This is a genomic window from Vibrio sp. 2134-1 (assembly GCF_033339495.1).
In genome coordinates, this window is the sequence record NZ_JAWOUS010000013.1 from 20,419 (window position 1) to 47,339 (window position 26,921).

The following is a 26,921-nucleotide window of genomic DNA, read 5'->3' on the forward strand; positions in this document are numbered from 1 at the left end:
CAATGTCGTGAAACTATTTTTTGCCTCAGACCTGCATGGCTCTTTGCCAGCAACTAAAGAAACCATTGAGCTATTTCTGGCCTCTGGTGCGCACCACCTGATTTTGCTAGGAGATACGCTAAACCATGGGCCGCGAAACCCTATTCCGGAAGGCTACAACCCTCCACAGGTAGCAGACTTATTGAACCAATACAGTGATCAAATTATTTCTGTACGTGGCAACTGTGATAGTGAAGTGGACCAAATGCTATTGAAGTTTCCAATGATGATGGATTACTCATGGGTGCTACTTGAATCTGGCAAGAGAATCTTTTTGACTCATGGTCACTTGTACAACTCTGAAAAACGGCCGCCACTACGTGAAGGTGATATCATCGCCCACGGTCATACACATGTTCCCGTCGCAGAGATGCAAGATGGAGCCATTATATTCAACCCAGGCTCGATGACATTCCCACGTAATGGCTTACCGAGAAGCTTTGGTACTCTAGAAGACAATAAGCTAACGGTAAAAACGCCAGAAGGCGAAGTATTAGCACAAACCATGATTTAACGGTTTTACTAAGTAAAAAAATAGGGAGCGAATTGCTCCCTATTTTGTGTCTGAATGTCCTAAATCGCGTTCTGGGTCGATAATGTCTCTAACGCGCTGTTTTAGCACCTTGGCTTCAGGAAAGCCGCTGTCTTTTTTCCGTTCCCAAATTTGCTGGCCATTACAGAAAATTTCGAAGCGACCACCTGTGTCTGGGTGTAAGCTGATTGTTTCTATTTCTTCACTAAAAGTATGCAGTAATTCTTGCGATAGCCAAGTTGAACGCAACATCCAGTTGCACTGGCGGCAGTAATAAATATCAATGATTGCTTTATCCATGAAACTTTCCTTTTAATCTTTTTAAACCAGCAACTTGATGCCCACGGCAAACGTGAGAATTTCGAATGCAACTTTAATCACTCTGTTACTGTATCGAGTCGCGGCCCATGCGCCTAAACTGCCGCCTAGAAATGAGCTTAACAATAAAACAGGCATCCAAGCCCAGTGAATAGGGGCCCCTGCCTGTACGACGGCAATGCCTCCAATGCCATTCCAAAACAGGCCGACACAAATCATGGTGTAAGCAACGGCTTGTTTGTAGTCGTAACCAAACCAGCGCACCAAAAATAGTGTCACGAGCAAACCAGAACCTGCGGTAAGAGATCCGTTAATGATGCCGATAGACAGTAAGCCAATTCCACCAATAACCCAACCAATAGGATGACGGTTGCGTATTACTTCAGCTTGGCCTAGCGATGTCTTAAACCGCGAGTATATACCCAGCGCTAGGATCATCGTGCCGAGCATCTTTTCCGCGATACCATCAGGGATCTGTACAATTAAGTTAGCCCCTAAAATCACGCCAATACTGCCGGACAAGATAAGATAGAGCGCGATTTTCCATTTAATAGTGCCTGATCTCAAATGCGTGCTTGCTGCGCCTAAGCCTAAAGCGACCGAAGCCACCTTATGTGTGCCTAGCGCAACGGAGAACGGTAAGCCGAGAAAGATGAGTAAAGGGAATTGAAGCAAGCCTGCTCCGCCACCAGAAAGTGAAGCCAGCGTGTTGGCGATTAGTGAACCGAAAAAAAGGGTAAGGGTATCTAGCCAATCCATAAGCAAAACAAAGGGGGCGTCTTGCCCCCTTATCATCCAATCAAAATTAGTTTTTAAACAGTACCGAAGAACCGTGGTTCAAGCTAGTGAGCAATAGTGTTTTTTCGTTCACGACGTCAATACGACGACTTTGCTCCGCATCTAGCTTAAAAATTTGAGTAATTAAACGTAGCTGTGCTTCGGAAAAGTCTTTTGATTGAGAAGATGAAATATCTTTAAACTCCGAAGGCGAGACCAACAAATAGTTGTCACTTACTTCCCAGCGGCCTTTTTCCGAGATATTTATCGTTGATTCTGCGGTTGAACCTTGAGCGAATAGTTTTATATTTGCTACGCGAATATAGTCACCATTAGGGAGATATTTCACGTTTGATTCAACATTAACTCGGCGTAGTGGGCCGACAGTATCGTCAGGCAAGCTGTCTGTAATGACTGTCACCATGGTCGACTGCCATTCGTTTGCTGTGAGGAGCTGCTCCACTTTTAGGTCACTTCCCCAATACAACCAACTACTGAAAAGAACGGATACGGCCAAAACCGCAGATGCTAATTTAATCTTCATATTGGCCTCCTTTATTTGCAGATGTCTGTTGGATCGTTTTGACCTGCGAAAATACGCAGTGTTACGTTCTCGTAAGAGTGGTTACTGTCATGAATATAGTTCAGAATCAGCTGGTTATTTTGTCCACCGGTGGCAATCACTTCAACTGGCAACGAGTCTTCTGCATGGTGCTTCACGTAGCGCTCAATGCATTGCTCTATTGAGGGCAACCAGTTGTTGATTTGAGGGTGATTTACAGGTGTCATCACTGGTACATTTTGATACTCACCAATCTGACGGAATTGGGATTCCGCAGGGTTCGTGAATAACAATACGCAAACAGGAAGCAGCAGAGACAAAAAGATAATGACACGCGGTAGCCAGTTAATCGTGTTAGATGCTGGCTTCGGCTGAGTTTTAGTCGGCTCTACTTGAGGCTCAAGATCAGCAGTAGTATCGGTCACTATCTCTGTTGGTGGTGTATCGCTCGCTTCTAACTCCACTGCTGGCGCTTCGTGTTCAGAAGCGGTTTCTTCAACGTCAGTGTTAGAGTCAGTAGAAAATGGGCTCAAGCGTTCCACTGAACAAATGAGTTGGTAGCCACGTTTAGGTACCGTTTTAACAAACTCTGGAGATTTTGTTGAATCCTTCAACATCTTACGCAGAGTAGAAATCGCTTGAGTCAGGCTTGAGTCATCCACCTCAAAACCTTGCTCACGCCAAACAAACTCGTGAAGCTCGTTACGGGTTAAAACTTCGTTTGGTCTCTCTGCCAACATCAGAAGTATACGGCTTTCGTTGCTTCCTAATCGTACAACGTCGTTGCCGTTTTGTTGGTCAGCGAGCGAATTACTATTTGGATCAAAGGTGAACCTTTGAGCAAGTAGAAATTTGGTGCCAATGTTAGTCATTTAGTTCTTCTTAGATGGATGATGTTGTAATTATGGTGATTTATGTCACAAAATTACCGGGGCGCTTGGAGTGCGCACGACATTTTAGATGCTTTTAGACGGGTAGGATAATTAAAATTTTCTAAAAAAACACCGTTTTTAGCAATATTGACCTTGAATTTACATTTGTCAGCCACATGTTAAATGACATCTCGGTAAGGTGATTTCAAGGGGAAAGTCACAAACTTGTCCCTATGAAAAAGCCAATTAGTTTAGATGTTATGGAGCACACATGAGCGAAACCGTATCTCAAAATAAAGAAACTCGTGGTTTTCAATCAGAAGTAAAACAACTACTGCATTTAATGATCCATTCTCTTTATTCAAATAAAGAGATCTTTTTGCGCGAGCTGATCTCTAACGCATCAGATGCATCAGACAAACTGCGCTTTCAGGCGTTATCTAACCCAGATCTATACGAAGGTAATGCAGACCTTTGCGTGAAACTGTCGTTTGATGAAAGCGCAAATACCTTAACCATTTCTGATAACGGTATCGGTATGAGCCGTGATGATGTGATTGAGCACTTAGGAACAATCGCAAAATCTGGAACAGCCGAGTTTTTCTCAAAGCTATCTGAAGAGCAGAGCAAAGACTCTCAGCTTATTGGTCAGTTTGGTGTTGGTTTCTACTCGGCATTTATCGTTGCTGACGCCGTTACCGTGCGCACTCGCGCTGCGGGTCTAGCCGCTGATGAAGCGGTACAATGGCACTCAGCGGGTGAAGGTGAGTACACCATCGAAAACATTACCAAAGAGTCACGTGGTACCGACATCATTCTTCATATGCGTGAAGAGGGTAAAGAGTTTTTGAATGAGTGGCGTCTACGTGACGTTATCAGTAAGTACTCTGATCACATCGGCATTCCTGTTTCAATCCAAACTGTCGTTCGTGATGACGAAGGCAAGGAAACAGATGAGAAGAAGTGGGAGCAAATCAATAAAGCCCAAGCACTGTGGACGCGTAACAAATCTGATATTTCAGAAGAAGAGTATCAAGAGTTCTACAAGCACGTATCACATGACTTTGCCGATCCCTTGGTCTGGAGTCATAACCGTGTAGAAGGTAAAAACGACTACACGAGCTTACTATACATCCCATCGAAAGCACCTTGGGATATGATGAACCGCGACCACAAATCAGGCTTGAAACTGTACGTACAGCGCGTATTCATTATGGACGATGCAGAGCAATTTATGCCGTCATACTTACGCTTCGTACGTGGTTTAATAGACTCAAACGATTTACCGCTAAACGTATCGCGTGAGATTTTACAAGACAATAAAGTGACTCAGTCTCTACGTAATGCTTGTACTAAGCGCGTGCTAACGATGCTCGAGCGTATGGCCAAGAATGACGAAGAGAAATACCAATCATTCTGGAAAGAGTTTGGTCTTGTGATGAAAGAGGGCCCTGCGGAGGACTTTGCAAACAAAGAGAAAGTTGCAGGTTTATTGCGCTTTGCTTCAACTGAAGTGGACTCTTCTGAGCAAACTGTGGGCTTGGCGTCTTACGTTGAGCGCATGAAAGAAGGTCAAGATAAGATCTACTACTTGACGGCAGACAGCTATGCAGCTGCGAAAAACAGCCCTCACTTAGAACAGTTCAAAGCGAAAGGCATTGAAGTTATCTTGATGTACGACCGCATTGATGAGTGGCTGATGAACTACTTAACTGAGTTTGATGGTAAACAGTTCCAGTCAATCACTAAAGCTGGGCTTGATCTAAGTCAGTTTGAAGATGAAGCAGAAAAAGAGAAGCAAAAAGAAACCGAAGAAGAGTTTAAGTCGGTTGTAGACCGCACGAAGTCTTACCTAGGCGATCGTGTGAAAGAAGTTCGTACGACCTTCAAACTCGCATCTACGCCTGCTGTTGTGGTAACGGACGATTACGAAATGGGCACTCAAATGGCGAAGCTTCTTGCGGCAGCTGGTCAAGCTGTGCCGGAAGTGAAATACATCTTTGAGCTAAACCCTGAGCACGAATTGGTTAAGCGTATGGCTGACGAAGCCGATGAAGAAGCGTTTGGTCGCTGGGTTGAAGTTCTGCTTGGTCAAGCAATGCTCGCTGAGCGAGGCTCTATTGAGGATCCAACAGAGTTCTTAGGAGCCGTTAATCAACTTTTGACTAAGGTGTAATAACCTCTGCAAATCAAAAAGCTCGCATTTCGCGAGCTTTTTGTTTGTTGTCGCAAAATTTTGCATCTCAAGTGCTGAGTTAATAATCAATAGGGCGTGAAAGAGGGTACTGTTAACATTCTTTAGTCTTAATACACTCTTTGCTCAGAGAACCTGTGATAGAATCTGCGACTTGAATGTGAGTAATAAGGCGTGTATTTTTGCTCGCCTATATACGTTATACCGAAACTTATCGTTGCAGGTGCTTCTCAGGTTTGATGTCTAAGAGGTCAGCTATTGTGAGCTTCGGTATAAATCTTAAATATTAAAGAGGATAAATCATGCGCATCATTCTTCTAGGTGCTCCAGGTGCAGGTAAAGGCACACAAGCAAACTTCATCATGGAAAAATACGGTATTCCACAAATCTCTACTGGTGATATGCTTCGTGCTGCTATCAAAGCAGGTACAGAGCTTGGTAAACAAGCTAAAGCTGTTATTGACGCTGGTCAGCTAGTTTCTGATGAAATCATCCTTGGTCTTATCAAAGAGCGTATCGCTCAAGAAGACTGTGCAAACGGTTTCCTATTAGATGGTTTCCCACGTACTATCCCTCAAGCTGACGGCCTAAAAGAAATGGGCGTAGACGTAGACTACGTTATCGAATTTGACGTTGCAGACGATGTGATTGTTGAGCGTATGGCTGGTCGTCGTGCTCACCTTCCTTCTGGTCGTACTTACCACGTGGTTTACAACCCGCCTAAAGTGGAAGGTAAAGATGATGTAACTGGTGAAGATCTTGTTGTTCGTGATGACGACAAAGAAGAAACAGTACGTGCTCGTCTAGGTGTTTACCACGAGCAAACTGCACCGCTAATCAACTACTACGGCAAAGAAGCTGAAGCAGGCAAGACTAAGTACCTTAAGTTTGATGGTACTAAGCAAGTAGCTGAAGTTAGTGCGGATATCGAGAAAGCACTATCTTAATTTGCTGAAGTCAAAAATTTAATATTTTGATATATTGAAAGCGGCCCAAGTGGTCGCTTTTTTTAGTTTACTCGTAAACATATATCTAATTAACTTCAGCTCGGCTATTCGTTACTTCGAGGTTACTTAAATATATGAACCAAGCCGTTTACCATGAATAGGATGTTATGAAAGAGAATAATAAACAGGGTGTACTCCTAGTTAACCTGGGAACTCCTGACGCACCAACCGCTCCTGCCGTAAAGCGCTTTTTAAGTCAGTTTCTTCATGATCACCGAGTGGTAGACATGACTCGATGGCTTTGGTGTCCACTATTGCACGGCGTTATCCTTCCTATCCGAGCTCCTAAAGTTGCCAAACTCTATCAATCAGTATGGATGGAAGAGGGCTCGCCGTTGATGGTGTACTCTAAACGCCAAACGGAAAAGTTAGCACAAAAGCTTGATATACCTGTAGAGCTTGGTATGACGTATGGTAACCCAAGTTTGCAATCAGGCTTTGAAGCCCTATTGGCGCAAGGCGTTGATGAAGTCATTGTTTTACCTTTGTATCCGCAATACTCGGGCACAACAACGGCAGCGGTTTCTGACGGAATCACTAAAGCATTTAAAAACCTGCCGGTGATGCCAGGCTTTAGCTTTATTCGTGATTATTACAATCACCCGAAATATATTGAAGCGTTAGCGCATTCAGTTCGTGAACATTGGCAAAAGAATGGTCAGGGAGATTACCTGCTGTGTTCTTATCATGGTATTCCAAAACGCTATGCTGACAATGGTGATGTTTACCCACAGCATTGTGAAGAGACGACTCGCTTGCTTGGGGAAGCGTTAGGTTTAAGCGAACAACAAATTGGCATGACGTATCAGTCCCGATTTGGGAGAGAAGAGTGGCTTCAACCTTATACCGATAAGACCCTAGAGGCACTTCCTGCAAAGGGTGTGAAAAATATTAATGTTGTGACCCCTGCATTTTCGTCAGATTGTTTAGAGACGTTGGAAGAGATCTCGGAAGAGTGTAAAGAGATTTTCCTTGAAGCTGGTGGCGAAAACTTTACCTACATCCCTTGTTTGAACGATAGTGAACTTCATATCGAGATGATGGTTGAGTTAGTTCAATCTAAACTTTAGATACAAAAAAGGGTCGCAATAGCGACCCTTTCTACGTTTAGTTGAGCGATCAAGCAACTTGTACTTGCTGCTCTTCTACTTGCTCTGCCGTTCTGTGCGTATTTTCAGCGCCATGCATCCAGCGAACGAGTGTATTAGAGAATAGGAGCAAAATTACGCCACTTACGGTTGCGCTGACCGCAATACCACTAAAGATAGCCATAGCGCCTAACTCGCCTACGTGAGAGCCCACATAGCCCGCAACATAGTTAGCAATCGCATTACAGCCAAACCATGCACCCATCATAAGTGAAGCTAAGCGAAGCGGTGCTAATTTAGTCACCAATGAAAGACCAATTGGTGATAAACACAGCTCGCCTAATGTGTGGAAGAAGAAAGCGCCGACCAACCATAACATCGATGTTTTTACTGTTGTATCTCCACCTTGTTCTAGCACTGCGCCAACCATACAAAGGAAACCAATCGCCAAGAAAAATAGTGCCATCGCAAATTTCACTGGCGAAGTAGGTTCACGTTTACCCAATTTTACCCAAAGGACAGCCAGAACTGGCGCTAGAGTAATAATGAAAAATGGGTTTAGTGATTGGAACCACGCAGCAGGAACTTCGAAACCACCAATCATGCGATCAGTATATTGTTGAGTGTAGATGTTCATCAGACCACCAGCTTGTTCAAAGCCTGCCCAGAAGACAATAGTGAATAAGCTCATGACCAGAATTACTTTTAGTCGATTCACTTCTTCTTTGGTGAGTGGCTGCTTCGTGGTGGCGTTTTTGTTGTTTAGATCTCGTTTCGCCGCTGGTTCGCGACCAATATCACCAAGCCATGATTGAGCCAGTACCATTTGCATCACTAGGCTAACCAGCATACCCACACCAGCGGCAACAAAGCCTGCTTTCCAACCGTAAGAGGTTGTCACAGAGCCAGAAACGACGCCGGCAAGTAATGCACCTAAGTTGATACCCATATAAAAGATAGTGAATGCGCCGTCACGACGGTTGTCACCTTCTTGATAAAGGTCGCCAACCATGGTTGAGATATTTGGCTTAAAGAGACCGTTACCAGTGATAAGTAGGCCAAGACCTAAATAGAAACTGTGTAGCGAACCAATACCTAAAGCATCAGCAGGAAGTGCAAGAGTAAACTGGCCGATGGCCATTAACGCGCCACCAAGAAAAATTGAGCGACGTTGACCTAAATAGTTATCTGCTAGGTAACCACCGATAAGAGGCGTGATATACACAAGCCCTGTGTATATGCCGTATAGGTCTAATGCGTCTTTGGTTGACCAGCCAAGGCCGCCGTTCATTGTTGTATCGGTGAGGTAAAGCACGAGAATGGCACGCATTGCGTAGTAAGAAAAGCGTTCCCACAGTTCAGTACCGAACAATAAGAACAGGCCACGTGGATGACCAAAATATTGATGTTGGTTTGACATAAGCTCTTCTAATAATAGTTATTACATTTTTTAACGACTTCTACGTATACAATGCAATTCAACGAGTGACAAATAATAAAATTTTGCCATTCAACTATTTTTGTTTGTTAAGTGGCTGTTTTTGATTGGATTTGCAGATTATATGATGGTGTATTGGTTGTGTTACAAACTTAATTTCCATTTTTGCCTATGGACTTCTTTATCGTAAGTTGCTGAAAAATGTCGTTAATGCGAGCGATGTATAATCATACTTTTATAGATAAACTGAATATCAATGACTCAACTTTGGCTTAATGCTAGGATAAAAACAAAATAGAATTGGCTAGTAAAAAGATGAAACGTTGGTATCTACTTTATTGTAAACGTGGGGAGCAGGTTAGGGCGAAACAACACCTTGAAAACCAAGGTGTGGAGTGCTTTTATCCAACTGTAGAAGTTGAGAAGATTTTGCGCGGTAAAAGACAAAAAGTTGAGGAACCGCTGTTTCCTTGTTACGTATTCGCTTACTTTGATTATGAGCAAGGGCCAAACTTCACCTCAGTCCGCTCTACTCGAGGTGTTGTTGACTTTGTGCGTTTTGGTGCTCAACCGAAAGAAGTTCAAGGTGACTTGGTCTTCGAATTGATGCAGTTAGAAAAGTGTTGTAATGACAATACCGTTTCTGAATGCATGCCAAAACCAGGCGATCAAATTAGAGTTAAAAGCGGTCAATTTGCGGGCATAGATGCCATCTTCCAAGAACAAGATGGTGAGAAACGCTCAATTATGCTAGTTCAGATGATCACCAAGCGTGTGCCTGTCAGCATAGACAATAGTGATTTAGATTTAAAATAGCCTAATTCCATCCAACATAAAAAGAGGTGCAAAAGCACCTCTTTTTGATCGTATCTAATTTTTTGTCTGTTTTAAAAGGGTTGGACGAACCGACCCTTATCTTTATCGTAGAGAATTAGTATGAGTCGTTGTGAACGGTCTGTACTGCACGACCTGATGGGTCAACACAGTTTTGGAACGATTCATCCCATTCAATCGCCTTCGCTGAAGAACACGCTACTGAAGGGCCTCCTGGTACACACTCTGCTGCTGATGGAAGTGGGAATAACTCTTCAAAGATTTCACGGTACACGTAGCCTTCTTTTGTCGTTGGCGTGTTGTATGGGAATCGATATTGAGCTGTTTCCATCTGCTGGTCTGTCACTTTCTGTTCCGCTACTTCTTTCAGCGTATCGATCCAGCTGTAGCCAACGCCATCAGAGAACTGCTCTTTTTGACGCCATGCGATCGATTCTGGCAGGTAGTGCTCAAAGCACTCACGAAGGATGTGTTTCTCCATTTTACCGTTGCCACACATCTTGTCTGCTGGGTTCAAGCGCATTGCTACATCAATGAACTCTTTATCTAGGAAAGGTACGCGTCCTTCAACTCCCCATGCTGCCAGCGACTTGTTAGCACGAGCACAGTCGAACATGTTCAGAGCAAGCAGTTTACGCACTGTCTCCTCGTGGAACTCTTTCGCGTTTGGCGCTTTGTGGAAGTAAAGGTAGCCACCAAAGATTTCGTCAGCGCCCTCACCAGACAATACCATCTTGATACCCATCGCTTTGATCTTACGACCCATTAAGAACATAGGTGTTGATGCGCGGATAGTCGTCACGTCATACGTTTCAATGTGGTAAATCACGTCACGAATCGCGTCCAAACCTTCTTGAATCGTGTACGTCATTTCGTGGTGAACGGTACCAATTTGGTCGGCAACTTCGCGAGCTGCTTTCAGGTCAGGCGCGCCTTCTAGGCCAACAGCAAAAGAGTGCAGTTGAGGCCACCAAGCTTCAGACTTTTCATCATCTTCAATACGCATCGCTGCAAAGCGTTTTGCTACCGCAGATGTAATAGAAGAATCTAGACCACCTGAAAGAAGCACACCGTAAGGCACGTCAGTCATTAGTTGGCGTTTAACAGCCGCTTCTAGCGCTTCCGTCAATTCTTCTTTGCTAGTGCTGTTACCTTGTACTGCTGCGTACTCGTTCCAGTCACGAACATAGTAACGTGTTGGCTCAGTATCTTTAGAGCTGTAGTAGCTACCAGGAGGGAATTCACTTACTGTTTTACATACTGGAACAAGAGCCTTCATCTCTGATGCCACATAGTAGTTACCATGCTCATCGTGACCTTGATAAAGAGGGATAATACCAATATGGTCACGTCCGACTAAATACTCATCTTTTTCTTCGTCGTAGAGCACAAAAGCGAAAATACCGTTTAGTTCTTCAAGGAGATCTGCACCCATATCTTGGTAAAGTGCAAGAATGACTTCACAGTCTGAATCGGTTTGAAATTCGTACTTTCCTTCGTAACGAGCACGAATTTCTTTATGGTTGTAGATTTCACCATTGACGGCAAGGATGAGCTTCTTATCAGGGCTGTATAGCGGCTGTGCACCACTATTTAGACCAACAATCGCCAAGCGCTCGTGCGCTAAAATAGCACGCTCTGAAGAGTAAATCCCAGACCAGTCTGGGCCACGGTGACGAAGTTTTTTCGACATCTCTAATGCGATAGGGCGCAATGCGGCTGCATCGCTTTTAATGTCTAAAATGCCAAATACTGAACACATACTACATCCTTACTAAACTAAACAATTTCTAATCGGTATGGTTTAAATTTGCCATTACTAATAAAAAAAGCAACGTTTTGTGATTAAAAAAATGATAAAAGGCCTCGTTGTATAGAAAATATTTAATTTAATCGTTGTTTTGGTGAATGAGATTAAGGTTTGGTACAAAAACTATACAAAAAAGGCTTTCTATCAATAGAAAGCCTTTCAAAAAATATCAGTGCTGTTGCTTATTTAATTGGTGTGAATTTAGGTTGAAGTTGTTTACAGACGTGTCGAGCAAAACCGCTACCAGCTTCACTATATATATTGAATGCTGCGTCAACGCCATTTTCAAGTAAGCCTTCCAATTGATCTGGGTATTCGGCGATAGCGGCAATTTGCCCCTTATATTTTCTGCGTTTAAGCTGTTCAAGTGCTGTTTGGTTACCTTGATGATGTGGCATTGCAAGCAGAACCAGTTTTACATGACCTGTATCTAAAATTCGCTCCCAGAAATCCGGGTCGGTGGCATCACCAGAAATCACATTTCTTCCTTCTGAACGATGATGATGTGCAGCGTCTTCACGAATTTCTATACCCAATGAAATTTTGCCATAGCGTGAGCGTAGCTCATCATAAGCGCCCGTTCCAATACGCCCCATACCTAAGATCAATACTTGGGCATGACCTGGGTTGATGAGTTGGTCGCGTTGATTGAGCTTTTCTACCGCTGTCTCTTGCAGCCACTTACCTGAATGTTGATAAATTTTATGGCTAAGGCGGTTAAGTGGCGCGGAAATTACAAAGGATACCGACACCGCAACTGCAATCGCAGCAAGTATATCACTTGGCATCCAGCCCATTTTATAGGCCAACCCAGCAACAATAAGACCAAACTCACTGTAGTTAAATAGTGATAAAGAGGCGAGCAAAGAGGTACGTACTCGAAACTTAAAATGATTAATAGTGACGAAGTACAAGAGTCCTTTGATTGGTAGCAGTAAGATAAATAGCAGGGCGAGAGCGACGCCATTCACGCTCAATGAGGCGGATAAACCAATGTTTAAAAAGAAGCAGACTAAAAAGAGCTCCTTCATATTGAATAATGACTTGGATAGTTCTGAGGCTTTTGGGTGACCTGCGAGTAGCATGCCTAAAATTAGCGCGCCCAAGTCTGGTTTCATCCCGACCAACTCGAATAGCCCAGCACCGACAACAAGCGCGAAGAAAATACCGAATAGCACCAGCATTTCGCCGTGGCCAACTTTATCGAGCAGCTTATAGAATAGGGGACGAAGGAAAGGCAGTGCGAACAAACCGATGGCATACCATTCTGGGACTTTTCCGGTTGAAGCAGTCAGGAATACTACGGCAAAAATATCTTGCATAACCAAGATACCGATCGCGAGTGTGCCGTAGGTCGCGTTCATTTCGCCTTTTTCTTGCAATGCTTTTACGGCAAAAACGGTACTAGAGAACGATAGTGCAAAAGCTAAAAGCAGGATTTGGCTGCCGTCCATACTGGCTAGCGAAGTCAAGCCCAGTAGTTTTAAGCCGGATAACGCTAGGGCAAAAAAAGCGGTAGAGAGTATGTTGTGGGCGGTTGCCCCTCCCCATATTTCTTTGGACAGCAGGGTTTTTACATCGAGTTTGAGTCCAATAGTAAACAGAAGAAGAGTAACACCAAGATCTGCGAGAGTGACGATAACGTCATTGCTTTGGTAACCAAATGCATGCAAGCCAAATCCAGCTAGTAGAAAACCAACGAGGGGAGGGAGGCTGCATTTAAGCGCAATAAAACCAGCTAAAAAAGCGGCTGTAATTAGAATAATTTCCATACTGTTGAGCTGTATTCCTGATATACAAAAACGGGCTGTGAAAACACAGCCCGAGATTGTAACTCAATTGGTTGTATAAACTTAGTCTTCCAGTAACTTTTGTAACAAAACTCCGTTTAGCATAGCGCGTTTAATCATCGCAAATGCGCCCATCGTTGGCTGCTTATCAATGTGAGAAGCCACGATAGGGAGGTCGTTATGGAAAGTTTTAAGAGATTGATTCTCTACGTTGCGTTGAATTGCAGGGAAAACAATATCTTGTGCTGCAGTAATATCGCCAGCAATTACAATTTTCTGTGGATTAAATAAGTTAACCGTAATCGCAATCGCTTTACCTAGCTGGTTGCCCACTCGCACTAAACTCTGTTTCGCAAGTTCATCACCATTCATTGCGTGCTGACATACCGCTTCAATTGTGATGTTTTCAAGGTCGGTTAAGCTTGATTCGTATCCTTGAGTAATCAGTTGCTTCACTCGTTGAATAATCGCTGGGTTTGCAGCTACGGTTTCTAAACAGCCAAAGTTTCCACATTGGCATTGCTCGCCAAGCGGGTCAATTTGGATATGACCAATTTCACCGACGTTGCGGTTAAAACCAAGAAAAACCTGGCCGTTAACGATAATACCTGCGCCAGTACCGCGGTGGACGCTAACCAAAATAGAATCCTGGCAGTCTTGGCTTGCTCCAAAGTAGTGCTCAGCCAACGCCATGCCACGTACGTCGTTGCCAACAAAGCATGCTGTATTAAACTTCTCTCCAACAATTTCACCGAGAGCAAGATTATCGATATCGGTATTAGGCATGTATTCGACCACGCCAGTTGTTGGGTTAACAAGGCCCGGTAAAGTGATGCCGATAGCGATGAGTTGATCAATTTTGTCTTCGCAACGGCTTACGAAATCTTTTAATAAATCGATAAGTCCTGCGATTAAGTCTGCTTGGTTAGTGTAGTGCAGTTCATGCTGATCTTCTGCCAGCGCGGTACCACCTAAATCGTATAAACTGAACTGTACGTAATCTCGACCTAAGCGAACGGCAATCGAATGAAAAGGTTTGACTTCAGTAGTCAAAGAGATCGCACGACGACCACCAGTTGAAGCTTGTTGGGCGACCTCCTTAATAAGGCCGCGCTCTAAAAGTTGGCGGGTTATTTTGGTAACACTAGCAGGCGCGAGCTGACTCACGTCCGCGACTTGAATACGGGAGATAGGACCTTGCTGATCAATCAGCCTATATACCGCAGCGCTGTTAAGCTGTTTTACTAAATCTACATTACCAATCTGTCCGCCATTCATGCTTAATTTTGCTCGTATTGTCCGTTAACAACCGTCGCTTTTACTTTAAAGTCACGATCGAAAATAGTCAGGTTTGCAACCATCCCTTTTCGAACTCGGCCAAGGCGATCCTCAACACCAATTGCTGTTGCTGGGTATAACGTGGCCATTCGTAGAGCTTCGTCTAAAGCGATCCCCGCGTGCTCAACTGAATTCTGAACTGCTTCAATCATTGTCAAAGCTGAGCCGCCTAGCGTGCCATTTTCATCAACACACTTACCATCTCGGTAATATACTTTCTTACCGACAAAAATAAAGTGATCAATGTTAGCACCTGCTGGAGCTGTGGCATCCGTCACCAAAACAAGCTTTTCACCTTTGATTTTATGAGCAATTCGGATGTTTGCGTAGTCGACGTGAAAACCATCAGCAATAATGCCAGCGTATACGTCAGGAGTATCGTAAATTGCACCAACAACTCCTGGTTCACGACCAACCATTGGTGTCATTGCATTAAAGAGGTGTGTAGCAAAAGTAATGCCTGCTTCAAAGCTTTTACGTGCTTCGGCGTAGGTTGCATTTGTGTGGCCAATTGAAACCACGATGCCAGCAGCCTTTAATCGCGCAATATGCTCTGGGTCGTTATGCTCAGGTGCTAGTGTTACTTTCGCTACGATATCGGCGTTTGCGCAGATAAGGTCGATCATGCTTTCGTCTGATGGGCGAATAAAATCGACGTTATGGATGCCTTTTTTCGCGACGTTAAGGTAAGGACCTTCGAGGTGTAAACCAAGCGATTGATTTTGATACTTGTTGTGGTACTCACGAGCTGCGGCAATTGCAGTTCGCATATCTTCATCAGATGACGTAATGAGTGTTGGCAGGAAGCTAGTACAGCCAGATTTGAGGTTTGCCTGGTGCATGATTTGCATGGTTTCAGGGGTAATTGCATCGTTTAGCATTACACCGCCACAACCGTTCAACTGCAGATCGATAAAGCCTGGACTTAGATTAGCGCCTGCAAGGTCTTTTACTTCGATGCTTTGAGGTAGCTCAGAAACCGGCACAATAGATTGAATAAGATCATTTTCGATGATGACCGCATGATCGGTAAGAACATCACTACCGGTATAAATTTTACAGTTACTTAGCGCGTACATAGTCAGCTAGTCCTTATAGATGAGAATTCAATTTCTATATCGTTATCTAAGTAGAGACTGCTTCAGTCATATGGGTACTTAGTTTGTATCACTGAATTAGATAACGAGTCACATACAGCAAGTCGCGTTTTATCGATGTTATTGTCATAGTAACTAACTGAAAAGTAATAATTGTATGGTTTTTTTATGATTCTTTTTCAGAGCAAAGTTACAGTGATTTACCCGCCTAGATACCAAAATAACACTGATTCTGCCTTGCATAAAGTGCGAGAATATTATCTTTAAAACGCCATTTTTTCGTATAATAAAATAAGTTTTATGATCTCGCTAGCAAAAACCTTCCGAAAGGGCAAATTGTGGTGATTATGATCACAAACGGTGAGCTTTTAATTTGCGGAGCAAAATTAATATCATAAACTTAGGATGACTAAATTGGACGGCTGAAATAAGTCATTCAACATAACATCTAATCCTATAGGGGGAACTTAAGGTGAACATTCTCGGATACTTCCAGAAGGTGGGTAAGGCGCTTATGGTGCCGGTTGCCACACTTCCTGCAGCAGCAATACTCATGGGTATTGGCTACTGGATCGACCCAAATGGCTGGGGCGCAAACAGTGCACTTGCTGCATTTCTTATAAAAGCTGGTGCAGCGATCATTGACAACATGTCAGTATTGTTCGCTGTTGGTGTTGCTTACGGAATGTCTAAAGACAAAGATGGCGCCGCTGCACTTTCAGGTTTCGTGGGCTTCTTGGTTGTCACAACGCTTTTGGCCCCTGGTGCAGTAGCACAAATTCAAGGCATTGACCCAAGTGAAGTACCTGCTGCATTTGGTAAAATCAATAACCAGTTCGTCGGTATCTTGGTTGGTATTGTTTCTGCTGAGTTGTACAACCGTTTTTCTCACGTAGAGCTGCACAAAGCACTGGCGTTTTTCTCTGGTAAGCGTCTTGTACCTATCCTAACGTCTTTTGCTGGTATCGTTATTGCGTTCATCCTGATGTACGTTTGGCCATCAGTTTACGGCGGTCTGGTCAGTTTTGGTGAAAGCATTCAAGGTATGGGTGAAGCAGGTGCAGGTGTTTACGCATTCTTCAACCGTCTTCTAATTCCTGTTGGTCTGCACCATGCACTAAACTCAGTGTTCTGGTTTGATGTTGCTGGTATTAATGACATTCCAAACTTCCTTGGCGGTGCGAAATCATTAGCTGAAGGCACGGCAACGGTAGGTGTTACGGGGATGTACCAAGCGGGCTTCTTCCCAATCATGATGTTTGGTTTACCAGGCGCTGCTCTAGCGATGTACCATACTGCGAAATCAAAGAATAAAGAGAAAGTGGCATCTATCATGATTGCGGCTGCGTTTGCTTCATTCTTTACAGGTGTAACAGAACCACTTGAATTTGCATTCATGTTCCTTGCTCCAGGACTGTACGTTCTTCACGCAGCGCTGACTGGTCTATCAGTTTATATCGCGGCATCGATGCAGTGGATTGCAGGTTTCGGTTTCTCTGCTGGTCTAGTCGACTTAGTATTGTCAACTCGTAACCCGCTAGCGGTAAACTGGTACATGCTCATTGTACAAGGTCTTGGTTTCTTTGCGGTTTACTACTTCGTGTTCCGTACCGTGATTGTTAAGTTTGGCCTTAAAACACCGGGACGTGAAGATGATGAAGAAGCTTCATCTAACGTGGCTGGATCAAGCAATTCTTCAGAGCTTGCTCGTCAGTACTTGAAGGCCCTTGGCGGTCATGACAACCTAAGTTCTATCGATGCCTGTATTACTCGTTTGCGCCTTTCTGTGAAAGATATGAGCGTTATCAATGAGAAAACTCTGAAAGATCTTGGAGCTATGGGAGTTGTGAAGCTAGGTACAAACAACCTACAAGTTATTCTTGGTCCACTAGCAGAGATTGTTGCTGGTGAGATGAAGAATGTATCTAAAGATGAAGACTTAAGTGGTGTTCAGCTACCAGCTTAACTGTTTAATAGTGGTGTGATTGTTTGTTATTGGTATTGCAAACAATTGATACTACAACATCGCAAAAGGCCTCCGCAGGAGGCCTTTTTTCGTTTAGGCCCTTTGAATCTGCTTTGCTTTCACGCTAACTCGATAAATATTGTCGTTTTAGAGCGAGTTCTTGTTGTCTAATTGCTTAGAATTGTGGATCATTAGGAACAATGTACTCTGTGAAACCATACTTGGATACAGGGTTCCGTTTTCTCTGACAATACTAATATTTTTGAGGTGCTATAGATGAGTGAAGCTGATGCTCGTCCATCAAACTTTATTCGCCAGATCATTGATAAAGATCTAGCGGATGGTAAACACACTAGCGTGCATACTCGATTCCCGCCGGAGCCAAATGGCTACCTGCATATCGGTCATGCTAAGTCTATCTGTTTGAACTTCGGTATTGCTCAGGACTACCAGGGTCAATGTAATCTGCGTTTCGACGATACAAACCCTGAAAAAGAAGACATCGAATACGTTGAGTCTATCAAGAAAGATGTAAACTGGTTGGGCTTTGAGTGGAGTGGTGAAGTATGTTACTCATCAAACTACTTCGATAAGCTTTACGAATATGCAATTGAATTGATTAACAAAGGCTTAGCGTACGTAGATGAGCTAAGTCCAGAGCAAATTCGTGAATACCGCGGCACACTAAAGGCGCCAGGTAAACCAAGTCCATACCGTGACCGTTCTGTTGAAGAGAACTTGGCGTTGTTTGAAAAAATGCGCGCTGGTGAATTTGAAGAAGGTAAAGCGTGTCTTCGTGCTAAAATCGACATGGGTTCTTCATTCATGGTCATGCGCGATCCAGTTTTATACCGTGTGCGTTTTGCTACGCACCACCAAACTGGTGATAAGTGGTGCATTTACCCAATGTACGACTTTACGCACTGTATTTCTGATGCATTAGAAGGCATTACGCACTCTATTTGTACGCTTGAATTCATGGATAACCGTCGTCTGTACGATTGGGTTCTAGACAACATCACGATCGAAAGCCGTCCACATCAATACGAGTTCAGTCGTTTAAACCTTGAATACACAGTGATGTCTAAGCGTAAGCTTAACCAGCTAGTTACTGAAAAACTGGTTAATGGTTGGGATGATCCACGTATGCCGACTGTCTCAGGTCTGCGTCGTCGTGGCTTCACACCTGCATCTATTCGTGAGTTTTGTAAGCGTATTGGTGTAACGAAGCAAGAAAATATGATCGAGTTTAGTTCATTAGAATCTTGTATTCGTGATGACCTAAACGAGAACGCTCCGCGTGCAATGGCTGTACTGGATCCTGTTAAAGTTGTTATCGAAAACTTTGAAGCAGGCGCAGTAGAAAACTTGACAGTTGCCAACCACCCAAATAAACCTGAAATGGGCGTGCGTGAAGTGCCATTCACGCGTGAATTGTGGATTGAGCGTGAAGACTTCCGTGAAGAAGCGAACAAAAAGTACAAGCGTTTAGTGCTAGGTAAAGAAGTTCGTTTACGTGGTGCTTACGTGATCAAAGCTGAGCGCGTTGAAAAAGATGCCGAAGGCAACATCACAACGATCTTCTGTTCTTACGATGCAGATACGCTAGGTAAAAACCCAGCAGATGGTCGTAAAGTGAAAGGCGTTATTCATTGGGTGTCAGCTGATAAAGCTCTTCCAGCGGAAATTCGTCTGTACGATCGTTTATTTACGGTGCCAAACCCAGGCGCAGCGGAAGATTTTGCTTCTACTATCAACCCTGAATCATTAGTTGTGATCAATGGCTTCGTCGAGCCTAGCCTAGCTTCTGCAGAAGCAGAAAAAGGTTACCAGTTTGAACGTATGGGTTACTTCTGTGCAGACTCGAAAGACTCTTCAGCAGATAATCTAGTATTCAACCGCACGGTTGGTCTACGTGATACCTGGGCAAAAATTGAGAATCAATAATCTCAATTAATGCTGAGAACGATGAAAAAATGCCAGCAAACGCTGGCATTTTTTATACCTAATCCCACAGAGTGCTATATAGATGTGCAAAACTGTGGAGAAAAAAGATGGGTGTTTAGTAGCTTTTGTTCTGTAACCAAAGTACTGACGTCTAAGGTACTGACTTCTAGAAACAAAAAACGCCAGCATGTGCTGACGTTTACTTTTTAAATTAACAAACCCTTATTTTTTCGGTTTGTGTGCATCTGGATTGTCTTTACAACCACCATCGCTACACTTGCCGTACAAGTATAAGCTGTGGTTTGTTAGTGTGACATTGTACTTAGCTGCAATCTCTTTTTGACGTTCTTCAATAAGATCGTCAGAAAATTCAATTACCTCACCACAGTCTAGGCACACTAGGTGGTCGTGGTGATGTTGAGTCGATAATTCGAAGACTGACTTTCCACCTTCAAAGTGGTGACGAGTTACAATACCAGCATCGTCGAACTGGTTTAGAACTCGGTAAACAGTTGCTAGGCCAATTTCTTCACCTAGATCAATCAACTTTTTGTACAAATCTTCAGCACTGATGTGCTGGCAGTCTGGCTGCTGAAGTACTTCTAGAATTTTTAGCCTCGGAAGGGTTACTTTTAAACCCGCATCCTTCAGCGCCTGATTATTATCTGACATATACTTTCCCGTTGGATCATCTGCAGCGATTTAACAGAATTCAATCTTCCTACCATTATAGGATAAGCGTTCGGAACATTAAACCACGAACTTCAAAGGGTTAATAGAATCTTTTTGTAAATTAGAAACAGGTCCATTATATTACAGCTCTGACCAGTTACAATTGTGTAACATTAAGCTTGGAGAGGGCAGGGATAGCGATGAATAGGCGACTAGCGAAGATATACAAACCAGGAATTGTAAAGTTCGCACTCAATGTTTGGCCTCCTTTTTGGGGGGCGGGTATTAAAATCTTACATATTTCTCAAGACTTCCGTACTGTAAAGGTACGTTTAAAGCTTCGCTGGTGGAATAAAAATGCCAATCGCACCCAATATGGCGGCAGTATTTTCTCTTTAACTGATCCTATTTACTCGTTGATGCTGATGGGGATTCTACGAGAGGAATATTATGTGTGGGATAAAGAGGCAAGCATTAACTTTATTAAGCCGGGGCAAAGTGATTTGTTTGCAGAATTTGAGGTCACTGAAGGGATGCTGGAAAACATTTATCAAATGACACGGAATGGAGAAAAGTGTTTTCCTGAGTTTATTACTCATGTAAAAGATAAACAGGGGAATGTGGTTTCAGAGGTTCAACGCAAGCTTTATGTAAGAAAGAAACCTCAGTATCGCGAAGAGGAAGTACTTACCGATGCTGTGTGACAATACATACAAAAAGACCTCCAAGTGGAGGTCTTTGCATCATTCAATTTGATTAGCCTTCTAGCTCAGCTAAACACATCTCTTCATAGATCTGTTTAACCCAGCTTTCAACACGCTCGTCAGTCAATTCTGGTTGGCGGTCTTCATCAATACATAGACCTACGAATTGGCTTTCGTCACCTTCAACAAGTGCTTTAGACGCTTCAAATTCGTAGCCTTCTGTCGAGGTATGGCCAAGAATTGTGCCGCCTTTAGATTCAACGATATCACGGACTGTGCCCATCGCGTCACAGAAGTATTCTGCGTAGTCTTCTTGGTCGCCACAGCCAAAGATAGCCACTAGCTTAGTAGAGAAGTCGATTTGCTCAAGCTCAGGGAAGAAGTCATCCCAATCACATTGTGCTTCGCCGTAGTACCAAGTTGGGATACCTAGAAGAAGAAGATCGAAGTTATCAATGTCTTCTTTGCTGCTTTTCGCGATGTCTTGAACGTGAACTAGATGTTTACCTAGTTGCTTTTGAATCATCTTTGCAACGGCTTCAGTATTACCTGTGTCGCTACCGAAGAAGATACCTACACTTGCCATAGAGTCTATACCTTTACATTGTTTGTTATTGGCGATGCTACTAAGGGTTTAACCTAACCCTGAGCCTTCCCAAGTTAGCTGAATTACACCTTTTGCAATAAAGCCAGCACAGCCTAGGAAAAGGACTAACCACACAATACGACGACCAAAAACAGGTACATTGCCTTGCTTTAGCACATCTTTTATCGCCATCCCGATGAAAAAAAAGATAGCAGCAAAAAGAAGATCGAGCCCAATAGACTCGAGCATATCCATATAGTCGTAAAGCATTTTAGCCCTTCATGCCGAAAAATCTTGGGCGCACTATACCACTGTTAAACGGTAAAGTTAATGCACTACAAGAAGGGTTATTTCAATAATCTAGTGTTGCTTTTCGAATTTGTTAACTCGAAATGTATTTTCGAATGACTCTCATTACTTCTGTCGGTTTCTCGGCGTGTAACCAGTGACCAGTGCCAGCGATAATGTGTGCTTTAGCATGGTTAAATTGTCGCTTCACTGCCGGCTGATGTTCTGGCATTAAGTAGTCAGAGTCCCCGCCTTTGATAAATAAAGTTGGGATATCTGTTGGTGTGATTTCTTGCCAGCCAATAATTTGGTCATAATTCTCAAAAAGGCTCGGTACGTTAAACCGCCAATCCATCTTATCGCCATTTTTGTACAGTGATTTAGAGAGAAATTGTCTTACACCATCGAGTTCAATATGTTGAGCTAGGATATCCATGGCTTGCTGTCGATTTGCTGGTTTTTCATTAATAACAGCATGTAAGCCGTTAAAAACATTATCGTGACGGTTCGTAGTGTAGGCAACAGGCGCCATGTCGAGAACGACTAACTGCTTGACTACATTTGGCGCAATGTCCACAAGAGCCATCGCGACTTTTCCGCCCATGGAGTGACCAATAACAATAGATGGCTCAACGTTTAAGTACTGAAGGAGCTGAGCCACATCTTTTGCCATATCGGTATAGTTATGGACTTCGGAGTGGAAAGAGAGGCCGTGATTTCTCAGATCAATACTGATCACCGTGTGATCTTTAATAAGATCGCGGGCGAGTAGACCCAGATTACTTAAACTACCAAACAATCCGTGAATCAAAACAACTGTTTGGCCTTGGCCTTCCTGCTTATAGTTGAGTAATGCTGACATTTTATCTTATTCGTGATGGGTTTAACGTGGAGTATCCGCGTGGATCTCGTTATAATCCCCCAGAGTTTAAACATTGAGAATGTGAAAAGCGAATGAAAACAATTGAGGTTGATGAGGATCTATACCGTTATATAGCTAGTCAAACTAAGCATATCGGTGAAAGCGCCTCGGATATTTTGCGACGCCTTTTAAACCTTGATGGTCAGTTGCAGGAAGCTAAAGCCGCGCCTGTAGTAGAGAAGCCACAAGGGATTGTAGTAAGTAAAGATGCGGGTAAAACGGAATCTGTTGATGTAGTGAAAGAAATGCGTTCGCTGCTTATTTCTGATGAGTTTGCCGGTCTAAAAAAAGCGATTGATCGCTTTATGTTAGTATTATCGACCTTACATAAATTGAATCCAGAAGGTTTCGCCCAGGCTACGAATGTAAAAGGACGCAAACGCGTGTACTTTGCAGATAATGAAGAAACCTTGCTAGCAAACGGTAATACGACCAAGCCGAAAGCCATTCCTGGTACACCGTTTTGGGTTATCACGAATAACAATACAAGTCGTAAAAGACAGATGGTTGAACAAGTGATGGCACACATGGGGTTCCAACCTGACTTAATAGAAAAAGTAACAGGTTCAATCTAAGAAACCTGATAGAAGCCTCATAATGCGTCGCAGTGAGCGGATATTATGAGGCTTTTTTAATTTTATTTGTATTTAAAGAAAGGATGTCAAACATGGCTATGCACCCTCGTGCTGGGCAAAAAGCGCAGCAGGAAGATCTTCACAATATCCCAGCACTCGTTGCTAACTACTTCTTACTTCAACCAGACGCGGCAAACGCAGAACACAAAGTTCAATTTGGTACTTCTGGCCACCGCGGTACTGCAGACAAGCACACTTTTAACGAAAACCACATTTTAGCGATCGCTCAAGCGGTAGCAGAAGTTCGTGCTGAGCAAGGCACAATTGGCCCGTTGTTTGTGGGTAAAGACACGCATGCGCTATCTGAGCCTGCTTTCTCAAGTGTGATTGAAGTACTGATTGCAAATGGTGTGAGAGTGATTGTCCAACAAGACAACGGTTACACGCCAACACCGGGTATTTCACACGCGATTCTGACTTACAACATCAAACACGATGAAAAAGCAGACGGTATCGTTATTACCCCATCACATAACCCACCACAAGACGGCGGTATCAAATACAATCCGACACATGGTGGTCCTGCAGAAGCAGAGTTGACTCAAGCTATCGAAGATCGTGCGAACGAACTGATTGCTGAAGGTTTACAAGGTGTGAAACGCCTACCACTAGCAGAAGCAAAAGCATCGGATCTGTTTGTAGAGATGGACTTGGTGAAGCCATACATTGATGACCTGGTGAACGTTATCGATATGGAAGCAATCCAAAAAGCGAACCTGAAGATTGGTGTAGATCCATTGGGTGGCAGCGGTATCGATTACTGGCGTCAAATTGGTCAGGCATACAACCTAGACCTAACGCTAGTAAGTGAATCGATCGATCCTTCTTTCCAATTCATGTCGCTAGATAAAGACGGCGTTGTGCGTATGGACTGTTCTTCTCCTTACGCAATGGCGGGTCTATTGGCACTGAAAGACGAATACGATTTAGCATTTGGTAACGATCCTGACTACGACCGTCACGGTATCGTTACGCCAAAAGGTTTGATGAACCCGAACCACTTCTTAGCCGTTTGTATTGACTACTTGTACCGTCATCGTGACGAGTGGGGTAAAGATGTCGCTGTTGGTAAAACACTAGTTTCAAGTGCGCTGATTGACCGTGTTGTTGCGGATCTAGGTCGTGAGCTATGTGAAGTGCCTGTTGGTTTCAAATGGTTTGTAGACGGTCTGTACACTGGTAAGTTTGGTTTCGGCGGCGAAGAAAGTGCTGGTGCGTCTTTCCTTCGTAAAGATGGCAAGCCTTGGTCAACAGACAAAGATGGCATCTTGCTATGCCTTCTAGCAGCAGAGATCACTGCGGTAACGGGTAAGAACCCACAAGATTACTATGAAGAGCTAGCGGCGAAGCACGGTGAGTCGAAGTACAACCGTATTCAAGCTGTAGCAAATGGCCCACAAAAAGACGTATTGAAGAAGTTGTCACCAGAAATGGTTGCGGCTGAAACTCTAGCAGGTGATGAGATCACTGCTCGTCTAACGCATGCACCAGGCAATGGTGCTGCGATTGGTGGCCTTAAAGTAACGACAGCTAACGGTTGGTTCGCTGCTCGTCCATCAGGTACAGAAGATATCTACAAGATTTACTGTGAAAGCTTCAAAGGTGAAGAACATCTGAAACAAATCGAAGCTGAAGCACAAGAAATAGTTAATCAAGTATTTGCAGCCGCTGGTTTGTAAAACATCCAATGGTCAATGTATCTAGCAAAGGGTTGATGTGAAAACATCAACCCTTTCATGTTTAAGTGCCCCGAACCGCTTTATCTCCGGGCCATGAATCTGGTACCACAAACCAGAATTGACCGTCTTCCGTTTGTGCGTGTATGAATCGATCTAAAGGCTTTTCAATAGGTTGAGAGAAATCGTCTGTACCGATCGCCCAGCATGGTTTATGTAAATGATAAAGTGGTTTACCAATTAAATCCCATTGACTTTGATAGCACCAGTAACCACTAATCTGACTTGGATTTAATTCATAACCCAAGCACTCCTTAGGAGTTGGCTCTGGAGTAAACGGATTAATATAGAGTCGTCCTTGCATCATTAGGCGCTCTTCTGGAGAGTCGTTTAAAGGAATTATTTTTTGAAATTCCGGGCGATCGCTCATTTTCAGCTGATGCGTGAGCATTCTATCCAATTTTGCATGTAACTGGTCGTGAGCATTCGGGCCATACCAAATGCCGTTGTAAAGAAGATAAAACTTAATCGCCACTTCCCAATGTTCTATCTGATTTGATTCTGTATTCCTCAACACCAAATCGACAGCACCAATGGTCTTACCTTCAGCGTCGTTTAACTGAATTTCTTCGGCAATAATCTGATATCGTTCTGAATTAGAAAGAGCCGCAGTGCATAGGTGCTGATATAAAAAACCCAGTCTCGGATTACCATTGTATTGTTCTGAGCTATTCAAAGGTTTGACCGAGACATCTTCTAAGGTTGCAAACGGAGGGCGTAACTTGAAAAGCGGAGGTGAAGTGGCGATCCATTGGTAAAAGCGTTGCAGTTGGTTCATCCGTATCCCTAAATTTATGGTGAGGCGACAAGCTTTGTTATTGTAACTAAATTTGCTTTTGAGGGTAGGGTGGCTAGCATCGATATTAGGGTTCGAGATACACTTTAAAGACCTAAATGATATCAAGGTGCCAGATGTCAAAAACGTTGTTGTATCAACTAGGTTGCACTCTTTCGTCTGATTCCATCGAGAGGTTATTTAGGTTTACATGCGCTAGAAATTGGAAGTAATAATGAATAACTTAAAGCTAGAACAGATTCTTAATGACAAACTGTCACCGCAGTTAATTAAAGATTACGCGCCAAATGGGTTACAGGTAGAAGGGAAATCAGCGGTAAAGCGTGTTATCACTGGCGTAACCGCCTCTCAAGCCTTAATCGATAAAGCGATTGAGCTTAATGCAGACGCATTGCTTGTTCATCATGGCTATTTTTGGAAAGGTGAGCCTGAGCCAATTCGTGGCATGAAAGGTAAACGAATTCGTAGCCTGATCAAAAATGATATCAACTTATATGGTTATCACCTTCCTCTAGATATTCATCCAGAGCTAGGCAACAACGCTGAATTAGCTCGCTTACTTGAAATCGAAGTAGAAGGTGGGCTTGAAGGGCACCCTCAGTCAGTTGCTATGTTTGGGCGCTTGAAAAAGCCGATGTCTGGTGTTGAATTTGCGAGTAAGATCAACCAAGTTCTTGCTAGAGAGCCTCTGCATATCGCTCCAGAGAATACCGATAAGATGATTGAGACAGTCGGCTGGTGCACTGGTGGAGGGCAGGATTTCATTGAACTTGCTGTACAGCACGGGCTGGATGCATTTATCTCTGGAGAAATTTCAGAGCGCACCACTTATACCGCTCGTGAAATGGACATTCATTACTTTGCTGCAGGTCATCATGCTACTGAGCGTTATGGTGTTCAGGCCTTAGGCAAATGGCTAGCGGATGAATATGGCCTACATGTGGAGTTTATCGATATTGATAATCCGGTTTAG

25 protein-coding genes are annotated in these 26,921 nt (G+C 43.5%); 11 read left to right on the forward strand and 14 right to left on the reverse strand.

Annotated elements, in window-relative coordinates:
• The first annotated feature begins 7 nt into the window (after window positions 1-7).
• Window positions 8-553 (forward strand): phosphodiesterase, encoded by a 546-nt coding sequence (gene yfcE, locus R7R78_RS15010; RefSeq protein WP_017634822.1) that lies wholly within the window; start codon window positions 8-10, stop codon window positions 551-553.
• A gap of 39 nt (window positions 554-592) precedes the next feature.
• Here yfcE and R7R78_RS15015 read toward each other — a convergent pair whose 3' ends face one another.
• The 4 genes from R7R78_RS15015 to R7R78_RS15030 are packed head-to-tail and all read right to left on the reverse strand — an operon-like array spanning window position 593 to window position 3,100.
• Window positions 593-871, reverse strand: coding sequence for a SelT/SelW/SelH family protein (locus R7R78_RS15015; protein WP_005382088.1), 279 nt, complete (start codon window positions 869-871; stop codon window positions 593-595).
• 21 nt (window positions 872-892) lie between these two features.
• A complete protein-coding gene (locus tag R7R78_RS15020; RefSeq protein WP_225473925.1) occupies window positions 893-1,648 on the reverse strand; it encodes a sulfite exporter TauE/SafE family protein in 756 nt (251 codons plus the stop codon).
• Between the two features lie 46 nt (window positions 1,649-1,694).
• Entirely contained in the window at window positions 1,695-2,210 is a 516-nt protein-coding gene (gene toxS, locus R7R78_RS15025) for a transmembrane regulator ToxS (RefSeq protein ID WP_005382091.1), read from the reverse strand.
• Between the two features lie 11 nt (window positions 2,211-2,221).
• Entirely contained in the window at window positions 2,222-3,100 is an 879-nt protein-coding gene (locus R7R78_RS15030) for a transcriptional regulator (RefSeq protein WP_017819958.1), read from the reverse strand.
• Between the two features lie 271 nt (window positions 3,101-3,371).
• Between R7R78_RS15030 and htpG the strand changes: the two genes are divergently transcribed.
• From htpG to hemH, 3 genes are all read left to right on the forward strand, one after another.
• Complete coding sequence (htpG, locus tag R7R78_RS15035) at window positions 3,372-5,276, forward strand: molecular chaperone HtpG (RefSeq protein ID WP_225473927.1); 1,905 nt, start codon at window positions 3,372-3,374, stop codon at window positions 5,274-5,276.
• Between the two features lie 320 nt (window positions 5,277-5,596).
• Complete coding sequence (gene adk, locus R7R78_RS15040) at window positions 5,597-6,241, forward strand: adenylate kinase (protein WP_005382094.1); 645 nt, start codon at window positions 5,597-5,599, stop codon at window positions 6,239-6,241.
• Between the two features lie 167 nt (window positions 6,242-6,408).
• Entirely contained in the window at window positions 6,409-7,371 is a 963-nt protein-coding gene (gene hemH, locus R7R78_RS15045) for a ferrochelatase (RefSeq protein ID WP_017819956.1), read from the forward strand.
• A 49-nt stretch (window positions 7,372-7,420) separates the two neighbouring features.
• Here the strand turns inward: hemH and R7R78_RS15050 are convergent, their stop codons facing one another.
• Complete coding sequence (locus R7R78_RS15050; RefSeq protein ID WP_225473931.1) at window positions 7,421-8,809, reverse strand: peptide MFS transporter; 1,389 nt, start codon at window positions 8,807-8,809, stop codon at window positions 7,421-7,423.
• A 333-nt stretch (window positions 8,810-9,142) separates the two neighbouring features.
• On the opposite strand from R7R78_RS15050, the gene rfaH reads away from it, so the two are divergent.
• Window positions 9,143-9,643, forward strand: coding sequence for a transcription/translation regulatory transformer protein RfaH (rfaH, locus tag R7R78_RS15055; protein WP_005382098.1), 501 nt, complete (start codon window positions 9,143-9,145; stop codon window positions 9,641-9,643).
• 115 nt (window positions 9,644-9,758) lie between these two features.
• Here the strand turns inward: rfaH and asnB are convergent, their stop codons facing one another.
• The 4 genes from asnB to nagA form a co-directional block, all read right to left on the reverse strand.
• Window positions 9,759-11,423 carry an asparagine synthase B gene (gene asnB, locus R7R78_RS15060; RefSeq protein WP_005384979.1) on the reverse strand — a complete coding sequence of 555 codons (1,665 nt, stop codon included), beginning with the start codon at window positions 11,421-11,423 and terminating at the stop codon, window positions 9,759-9,761.
• A gap of 230 nt (window positions 11,424-11,653) precedes the next feature.
• A complete protein-coding gene (locus R7R78_RS15065; RefSeq protein ID WP_225473932.1) occupies window positions 11,654-13,243 on the reverse strand; it encodes a cation:proton antiporter family protein in 1,590 nt (529 codons plus the stop codon).
• 81 nt (window positions 13,244-13,324) lie between these two features.
• Window positions 13,325-14,539: a DNA-binding transcriptional regulator NagC gene (gene nagC / locus R7R78_RS15070; RefSeq protein WP_005382105.1), complete on the reverse strand. Its 1,215-nt coding sequence runs from the start codon at window positions 14,537-14,539 to the stop codon at window positions 13,325-13,327.
• Window positions 14,540-14,541: 2 nt separating this feature from the next.
• Window positions 14,542-15,678 (reverse strand): N-acetylglucosamine-6-phosphate deacetylase, encoded by a 1,137-nt coding sequence (gene nagA, locus R7R78_RS15075; protein ID WP_005384983.1) that lies wholly within the window; start codon window positions 15,676-15,678, stop codon window positions 14,542-14,544.
• A gap of 490 nt (window positions 15,679-16,168) precedes the next feature.
• On the opposite strand from nagA, the gene nagE reads away from it, so the two are divergent.
• Together nagE and glnS are read left to right on the forward strand one after the other, a co-directional pair.
• Window positions 16,169-17,662, forward strand: a complete 1,494-nt coding sequence (gene nagE / locus R7R78_RS15080) for an N-acetylglucosamine-specific PTS transporter subunit IIBC (RefSeq protein WP_213898759.1) — start codon at window positions 16,169-16,171, stop codon at window positions 17,660-17,662.
• A 276-nt stretch (window positions 17,663-17,938) separates the two neighbouring features.
• Entirely contained in the window at window positions 17,939-19,609 is a 1,671-nt protein-coding gene (glnS, locus tag R7R78_RS15085; protein WP_005382124.1) for a glutamine--tRNA ligase, read from the forward strand.
• A 222-nt stretch (window positions 19,610-19,831) separates the two neighbouring features.
• Here the strand turns inward: glnS and fcrX are convergent, their stop codons facing one another.
• Window positions 19,832-20,281 (reverse strand): ferric iron uptake transcriptional regulator FcrX, encoded by a 450-nt coding sequence (gene fcrX, locus R7R78_RS15090; RefSeq protein ID WP_005382141.1) that lies wholly within the window; start codon window positions 20,279-20,281, stop codon window positions 19,832-19,834.
• A gap of 200 nt (window positions 20,282-20,481) precedes the next feature.
• On the opposite strand from fcrX, the gene R7R78_RS15095 reads away from it, so the two are divergent.
• On the forward strand, window positions 20,482-20,985 hold the full coding sequence (locus R7R78_RS15095) for a DUF4442 domain-containing protein (RefSeq protein WP_182016637.1): 504 nt from the start codon (window positions 20,482-20,484) through the stop codon (window positions 20,983-20,985).
• Between the two features lie 52 nt (window positions 20,986-21,037).
• Here R7R78_RS15095 and fldA read toward each other — a convergent pair whose 3' ends face one another.
• The 3 genes from fldA to R7R78_RS15110 form a co-directional block, all read right to left on the reverse strand.
• Window positions 21,038-21,571: a flavodoxin FldA gene (gene fldA, locus R7R78_RS15100; RefSeq protein ID WP_005382146.1), complete on the reverse strand. Its 534-nt coding sequence runs from the start codon at window positions 21,569-21,571 to the stop codon at window positions 21,038-21,040.
• Window positions 21,572-21,619: 48 nt separating this feature from the next.
• Complete coding sequence (locus tag R7R78_RS15105) at window positions 21,620-21,841, reverse strand: DUF2788 domain-containing protein (RefSeq protein WP_005393038.1); 222 nt, start codon at window positions 21,839-21,841, stop codon at window positions 21,620-21,622.
• Between the two features lie 112 nt (window positions 21,842-21,953).
• Window positions 21,954-22,721 (reverse strand): alpha/beta fold hydrolase, encoded by a 768-nt coding sequence (locus tag R7R78_RS15110; protein ID WP_213903607.1) that lies wholly within the window; start codon window positions 22,719-22,721, stop codon window positions 21,954-21,956.
• 92 nt (window positions 22,722-22,813) lie between these two features.
• Here R7R78_RS15110 and seqA point away from each other — a divergent pair, with 92 nt between their 5' ends.
• Both seqA and pgm read left to right on the forward strand, forming a co-directional pair.
• Window positions 22,814-23,356: a replication initiation negative regulator SeqA gene (seqA, locus tag R7R78_RS15115; RefSeq protein WP_005382149.1), complete on the forward strand. Its 543-nt coding sequence runs from the start codon at window positions 22,814-22,816 to the stop codon at window positions 23,354-23,356.
• A 92-nt stretch (window positions 23,357-23,448) separates the two neighbouring features.
• Window positions 23,449-25,095 (forward strand): phosphoglucomutase (alpha-D-glucose-1,6-bisphosphate-dependent), encoded by a 1,647-nt coding sequence (gene pgm, locus R7R78_RS15120; protein WP_225473934.1) that lies wholly within the window; start codon window positions 23,449-23,451, stop codon window positions 25,093-25,095.
• A gap of 61 nt (window positions 25,096-25,156) precedes the next feature.
• Here the strand turns inward: pgm and R7R78_RS15125 are convergent, their stop codons facing one another.
• Window positions 25,157-25,930, reverse strand: coding sequence for a DUF1853 family protein (locus tag R7R78_RS15125; RefSeq protein ID WP_213973131.1), 774 nt, complete (start codon window positions 25,928-25,930; stop codon window positions 25,157-25,159).
• A 232-nt stretch (window positions 25,931-26,162) separates the two neighbouring features.
• On the opposite strand from R7R78_RS15125, the gene R7R78_RS15130 reads away from it, so the two are divergent.
• A complete protein-coding gene (locus R7R78_RS15130) occupies window positions 26,163-26,921 on the forward strand; it encodes a Nif3-like dinuclear metal center hexameric protein (RefSeq protein WP_170893752.1) in 759 nt (252 codons plus the stop codon).

Coding starts and splice junctions, on each gene's coding strand:
- glnS (WP_005382124.1), top strand. CDS start 17,939: ATGAGTGAAGCTGATGCTCGTCCATCAAACTTTATTCGCCAGATCATT.
- R7R78_RS15065 (WP_225473932.1), bottom strand. CDS start 13,243: ATGGAAATTATTCTAATTACAGCCGCTTTTTTAGCTGGTTTTATTGCG.
- rfaH (WP_005382098.1), top strand. CDS start 9,143: ATGAAACGTTGGTATCTACTTTATTGTAAACGTGGGGAGCAGGTTAGG.
- R7R78_RS15105 (WP_005393038.1), bottom strand. CDS start 21,841: ATGCTTTACGACTATATGGATATGCTCGAGTCTATTGGGCTCGATCTT.
- nagC (WP_005382105.1), bottom strand. CDS start 14,539: ATGAATGGCGGACAGATTGGTAATGTAGATTTAGTAAAACAGCTTAAC.
- R7R78_RS15125 (WP_213973131.1), bottom strand. CDS start 25,930: ATGAACCAACTGCAACGCTTTTACCAATGGATCGCCACTTCACCTCCG.
- adk (WP_005382094.1), top strand. CDS start 5,597: ATGCGCATCATTCTTCTAGGTGCTCCAGGTGCAGGTAAAGGCACACAA.
- hemH (WP_017819956.1), top strand. CDS start 6,409: ATGAAAGAGAATAATAAACAGGGTGTACTCCTAGTTAACCTGGGAACT.
- seqA (WP_005382149.1), top strand. CDS start 22,814: ATGAAAACAATTGAGGTTGATGAGGATCTATACCGTTATATAGCTAGT.
- R7R78_RS15050 (WP_225473931.1), bottom strand. CDS start 8,809: ATGTCAAACCAACATCAATATTTTGGTCATCCACGTGGCCTGTTCTTA.
- R7R78_RS15130 (WP_170893752.1), top strand. CDS start 26,163: ATGAATAACTTAAAGCTAGAACAGATTCTTAATGACAAACTGTCACCG.
- htpG (WP_225473927.1), top strand. CDS start 3,372: ATGAGCGAAACCGTATCTCAAAATAAAGAAACTCGTGGTTTTCAATCA.
- fldA (WP_005382146.1), bottom strand. CDS start 21,571: ATGGCAAGTGTAGGTATCTTCTTCGGTAGCGACACAGGTAATACTGAA.
- pgm (WP_225473934.1), top strand. CDS start 23,449: ATGGCTATGCACCCTCGTGCTGGGCAAAAAGCGCAGCAGGAAGATCTT.
- R7R78_RS15110 (WP_213903607.1), bottom strand. CDS start 22,721: ATGTCAGCATTACTCAACTATAAGCAGGAAGGCCAAGGCCAAACAGTT.
- R7R78_RS15015 (WP_005382088.1), bottom strand. CDS start 871: ATGGATAAAGCAATCATTGATATTTATTACTGCCGCCAGTGCAACTGG.
- R7R78_RS15095 (WP_182016637.1), top strand. CDS start 20,482: ATGAATAGGCGACTAGCGAAGATATACAAACCAGGAATTGTAAAGTTC.
- nagA (WP_005384983.1), bottom strand. CDS start 15,678: ATGTACGCGCTAAGTAACTGTAAAATTTATACCGGTAGTGATGTTCTT.
- R7R78_RS15020 (WP_225473925.1), bottom strand. CDS start 1,648: ATGGATTGGCTAGATACCCTTACCCTTTTTTTCGGTTCACTAATCGCC.
- toxS (WP_005382091.1), bottom strand. CDS start 2,210: ATGAAGATTAAATTAGCATCTGCGGTTTTGGCCGTATCCGTTCTTTTC.
- fcrX (WP_005382141.1), bottom strand. CDS start 20,281: ATGTCAGATAATAATCAGGCGCTGAAGGATGCGGGTTTAAAAGTAACC.
- R7R78_RS15030 (WP_017819958.1), bottom strand. CDS start 3,100: ATGACTAACATTGGCACCAAATTTCTACTTGCTCAAAGGTTCACCTTT.
- asnB (WP_005384979.1), bottom strand. CDS start 11,423: ATGTGTTCAGTATTTGGCATTTTAGACATTAAAAGCGATGCAGCCGCA.